The sequence below is a fragment of the Mangrovimonas sp. TPBH4 genome, from assembly GCF_001280505.1.
Lineage (GTDB): Bacteria > Bacteroidota > Bacteroidia > Flavobacteriales > Flavobacteriaceae > Mangrovimonas_A.
In genome coordinates this window covers 1-2,560 of the sequence record NZ_LBIO01000014.1, presented here as the reverse complement: position 1 = coordinate 2,560, position 2,560 = coordinate 1, and the positions used below count along the sequence as shown (strand labels likewise).

The 2,560-nt window shown below is 33.3% G+C and carries 4 protein-coding genes; all 4 read right to left on the bottom strand.

The genetic code is table 11. From position 1 onward, the window contains the following. Nucleotides 1–136: 136 nt before the first annotated feature. A complete protein-coding gene (locus ZA05_RS00190; protein ID WP_053989852.1) occupies nt 137–487 on the bottom strand; it encodes a hypothetical protein in 351 nt (116 codons plus the stop codon). Nucleotides 488–651: 164 nt separating this feature from the next. Continuing rightward, nucleotides 652–1,212 (bottom strand): hypothetical protein, encoded by a 561-nt coding sequence (locus tag ZA05_RS00185; protein ID WP_053989851.1) that lies wholly within the window; start codon nt 1,210–1,212, stop codon nt 652–654. A 271-nt stretch (nt 1,213–1,483) separates the two neighbouring features. Beyond that, on the bottom strand, nt 1,484–1,726 hold the full coding sequence (locus ZA05_RS00180) for a hypothetical protein (RefSeq protein ID WP_053989850.1): 243 nt from the start codon (nt 1,724–1,726) through the stop codon (nt 1,484–1,486). Nucleotides 1,727–1,900: 174 nt separating this feature from the next. Further along, nucleotides 1,901–2,305, bottom strand: a complete 405-nt coding sequence (locus ZA05_RS00175) for a hypothetical protein (RefSeq protein ID WP_157514468.1) — start codon at nt 2,303–2,305, stop codon at nt 1,901–1,903. Nucleotides 2,306–2,560: the final 255 nt, after the last annotated feature.

The window sequence follows — 2,560 nt, the reverse complement described above, 5'->3', positions numbered from 1 at the left end:
TGTGGCAGTATGCAACAAACTGCTCAAACAAGCATTTGCAATCGCAAAATCAGGGGTACGGTATAATGAGAATTTTGTGTCGAAATTGGTCTAAAAGAACTTGTTTTTTAACTCAGTTCTTTGTTGTGCATAGTTTTTATTTAGATTTATAGTCAGCTCTTAAGTTTGCATAATAGTTATATTCTTTCTCAAATAAACTTTCCTCAAACTTATATTTTAAATAGTCCATATCCAATTCAGATAGAGAAACGGTTTTTTTTCCGTTTATAAAGTTATCAATTGACTTTTTGTGATAAGCACAGAAAATTCCCCAAACCATTAATTTTATAAAGTCAGATTCATTTGCGGTTTTCAATTCTGCGTTGTTCCAACACTGTGATAACGTTTTAAATTTTCCACTACTTTTTTCAACCAATTTTCCGTCAGAAATATCAATTTTAGATGGATAATATTGTTTTGTCTGGTCGAAAATTTCTCTAAATGTCAATTTTACTCTTTTTTGGTAATTATGCACAACGTTTTGTATAACCGTCAGTTATCGGTTTGGTTTACTTTGTTTTTCGGTTTAGCACTGACGTTAGCAATTCCGAGTGGATTCGGACGCAGTCGAATCCGCCGTAATTGCGGTTATACATTGTTAGCAAACGTTTTTTAATCATATATTTTATTAAATTCCATTTGATTCTGCCAGCAATCTTGAAATTCAGATTCACAGTTTAAGTTAAATCCAAATTCAGTCAATTCTCCGCTATACTTTAAATAACTTTTTGAAAGTCCAATTGGTTTTTCAGTTTTGGGTTTCTGTGAAGGTTTGTAAACTTTATTTCTCGTAGTTTCATAAAGTTCCCTTTGCCCGATTTCAAATCCGATTTCGTTTTCAGTCAGTTTGAAATTCAAGAGTGGATTTCCATAATGGAAAACTCCGTGTCCACCAAAATCTTCTGTTCCAAAATAGAATCCGACTAATTTGGTGTCAACTGTATCTATAAATATCAGATGATTTTCTGATTCGTTTTCAGTTTGATATTCATAAACTCCGATTATTTCTAAATTAATTTGATTCAGTTTGTTCTTTTGAATTTTTTCAGATTCAGTCCACGCTTGTTTTGAATTCCACACAGCAAAAGGAATAGCAACAAATTTTGGTAAAGCATAAGCTAAAACAAAATATGCAATCAATAGAATTCCGATTATTTTTAGTGCGATTTTCATCAAATGTTTGCTAACGGTTAGTGTAGCCGCCGTGGGGTGATGCTTTCATGCTAACCCAGAATTTTGGGCTGGCTACAAGCCGCGAGGTACGCCTGCTGTATTTTTTCCTCCACAGCAGAAGTACCTTAGGCGTCGCACTCGACCGAGCCATGCCAAGCAATAGCTCACCCACTACCCCATGGCGGCTACACGGTGTTAGGGGTTGCTTTTATTTATATTATTTGAACAACTAGAAATGAAGTCATCTCTGATATTCACCTAGGTTATTTCGCTAACCTCCAAATGTTATACCTTGTGTTTGGATTATAAGCCAAATGAGACCTATTACGAAGGGAATAGTCCATGAAATTTTATTGCTTTGAGAAATTTCAGTTTCTCCCCAATAAAGGACTGTTCCTATTATTAACATAATAATTCCAAACATCGCAAGATATAATGATAAAACAAATAACAATCCTAGTATAATCAACCATATTGCTAAATTTTTATACGACTTCGTTTCTTGTTCTTCCATAATATAGAACTTTTTGTCGTTTGATTGTAGTTACCCCTAACGGTTTGTGTATAGTTTCGTTGCGTGAAAATCCGCAGGATTTTCAGGTTAAGAAACTAAGATAGTAAAGTTGCGAGGATTTTCCGCGAGGAAAATCGGAAGCAATGAATTATACATGGTGTTGTGGGTAGTTTTTTAATTCGGTTTCCATAAGTCTATCCGTTTTAACTTCCCATCGGAAAAGAAAAACAGCAATTGATTGTCAGTCAGTTCTCCTTTTAGTGTTAATGGAATTTTACAAGTTTTAAATTTATCTGATTCTCCATAAAGATTAACAGGTTCTGTTGAGTTGCAATCTGACTTGAAATATTTAGAAAAGACTTTTTCGGTTGTTTTATTTGTCAATGTGATTTTTCCAATGTTTAATTCAATTATTTTTTCGTCAAAATAAACCACGTTTAACTCACATTTTTGCGAATCGGTATAAAATTCAAAATATGTTTTTCCAATATATACTAAAGAGTCAGCGGTGGATATGTCCATTAATTCAGGAATTGATTTGATACTGTCAATTTGTTTTATCGAAGATTTTAATTCCATAAAATCAATTTTATAAGGAATAATTCCATTCAATTTAATGTCAGTCAATTCGATTGATTGAGCATTAACTGAGATTGAAATCCAAGTGAAAACTATAGATAGAAATGTCCTCATTTTTTTAATTACCCACAACGGCTTGTGTATAGTTTCGTTGCGTGAAAATCCGCAGGATTTTCAGGTTAAGAAACTAAGATAGTAAAGTTGCGAGGATTTTCCGTGAGGAAAATCGGAAGCAATGAATTATACACTGTGTTG

Excerpts from the sequence above, each read along its gene's own strand:
- ZA05_RS00185 (WP_053989851.1), bottom strand. The coding sequence starts at position 1,212 with ATGAAAATCGCACTAAAAATAATCGGAATTCTATTGATTGCATATTTT.
- ZA05_RS00180 (WP_053989850.1), bottom strand. The coding sequence starts at position 1,726 with ATGGAAGAACAAGAAACGAAGTCGTATAAAAATTTAGCAATATGGTTG.
- ZA05_RS00175 (WP_157514468.1), bottom strand. The coding sequence starts at position 2,305 with ATGGAATTAAAATCTTCGATAAAACAAATTGACAGTATCAAATCAATT.